At 61.1% G+C, this 1,598-nt stretch carries 1 protein-coding gene and 1 pseudogene; one reads left to right on the top strand and one right to left on the bottom strand.

All coding sequences use genetic code 11. From position 1 onward, the window contains the following. Positions 1-267: pseudogene (locus NW835_RS09150) on the bottom strand (ABC transporter permease); the annotation flags it as partial. 207 nt (positions 268-474) lie between these two features. Between NW835_RS09150 and NW835_RS09155 the strand changes: the two are divergent. Next, a complete protein-coding gene (locus NW835_RS09155) occupies positions 475-1,455 on the top strand; it encodes an NAD-dependent epimerase/dehydratase family protein (protein WP_414415112.1) in 981 nt (326 codons plus the stop codon). Positions 1,456-1,598: the final 143 nt, after the last annotated feature.

Below are 1,598 nucleotides of genomic sequence, written 5' to 3' on the forward strand. Positions count from 1 at the left end.
ATTGCTCAGCCAGGTCAAATACTGCCAAATCAAGGGCTTATCCAGGCCCAGCCGTGCCTCTTCCTGGGCGATAAACTCTTGGCTGACACTGGGATCCGCCCGCAAGGGATCCAAAAAATCGCCGGGAGCCAGTTGCAAGAGCAAAAAGCTGAGCACCGTGATCAGCAGTAGCACCGGCACCGCTTGGGCCAGCCGCTGCAAGACCAAGGCCAGCGGTGGCCACAGACTGAAAGCGCGCCTGCTAGGGGAAGAGGAGGTTACGGCCACAGGCAGAAGTCGGGTTGAGCAAGGTCCAAATCTCAAGGGGAGTGGGATTCCCGTCGAACTATGCTGCCATTCTTGCGGCCAAATTTCCAGTTTGCTGCCTGGCCCGAGAAATGCCGCAGTTGCCCAGAGTTGCCGGCAGGGGAATTGGGGGTTAAGCCGCTCCGGCAGGCGCAAGCCAAGGCGGTAGACTAGTCAAAAGCTTTTTCGATGAGTTGCCGTTGGGAAGATCTCTTGCGAAACCTGTTTCTTACCGGCGCTAGCGGCTGTCTGGGGCACTATGTGTTGGAGCGCCTGGCCCAGCAAAGGGATCCCGAGTTTCCGGAGCGGCCCGCCTACCACCTCTACATTCTTATTCGCAACCCCAGCCGCCTGCGGCTGCCCCCGGAACGGCTGCCCGCCCCCATCACCCTGGTGCCCGGCGATCTGCTGCACATCCGCGAGCACGCTGCCCTGCTGCAACAGATGGATGGGCTGATCCACATGGCGGCGGCTTGGGGGGATCCCACCCTAGCCTGGGCGGTGAACGTTACCCACACTCTGGAGCTCTTTCAGTTGTTGGATCCCCGCCGCTGCCAGCAGGTGATCTACTTTTCCACCGCCAGCCTTTTGGATCAGGCGTTACAACCTTTGGCCATCGCCGGCCAGGCCGGCACCGACTACATCCGCAGCAAGTATGTGATGCTGCTGCGGCGGCAGGAAAGCTGCTTCTGGCCGGATCGCCTGCTGACGCTCTACCCCACCCTACTGTTTGGCGGCAGCCCCCACCACCCCTATTCCCACATCACCGCTGGCCTTAAGGATGTGCTCCGCTGGCTGGATCTCATCCGCTTTTTGCGGGTGGATGCCAGCTTCCACTTCATCCACGCTGCCGATGTGGCAGAGATGGTGGCCTACTGGGTAGCCCATCCGCCCGGTGGCGGCGATTGGGTGTTGGGCAACCCCCCTCTGTCTGTGGATGAGTGCGTGGAACAGGTGTGCGCCTATTTCAGAAAGCGGATCTACTTCCGCCTGCCCTTGCCCCTTGGCCTCCTCCGCAGCCTAGCTTTTCTGTTTGGGGTGCAGCTTTCGGCGTGGGACGAGTACTGTCTGCGCCACCGCCATTTTGTCTATCCGGCCCTCTCGCCAGAAGCCCTGGGCTTGCCCTGCCACTTCCCCACCGTGGCCTCTCTCCTAGATGCCTACCTCTAGGCCGCTTTTATAGGGTCGCGCCAACTTCCCTCTCCCAGAGGGAGAGGGGCTGGGGGTGAGAGGGATCAACCAGTAAAAGCCGCTGCTTCTCTGTGAGCCAAGCCCTGAAGCTGAGCGGCAATGCGCTCCCGGTTAAGCCTCTG

The organism is Synechococcus sp. OH2 (assembly GCF_047462155.1).
Classification (GTDB): Bacteria; Cyanobacteriota; Cyanobacteriia; order Thermostichales; family Thermostichaceae; genus Thermostichus.

Bases quoted from the DNA above. Each gene is read 5' to 3' on its own strand.
- NW835_RS09155 (WP_414415112.1), top strand. From the start codon at position 475: ATGAGTTGCCGTTGGGAAGATCTCTTGCGAAACCTGTTTCTTACCGGC.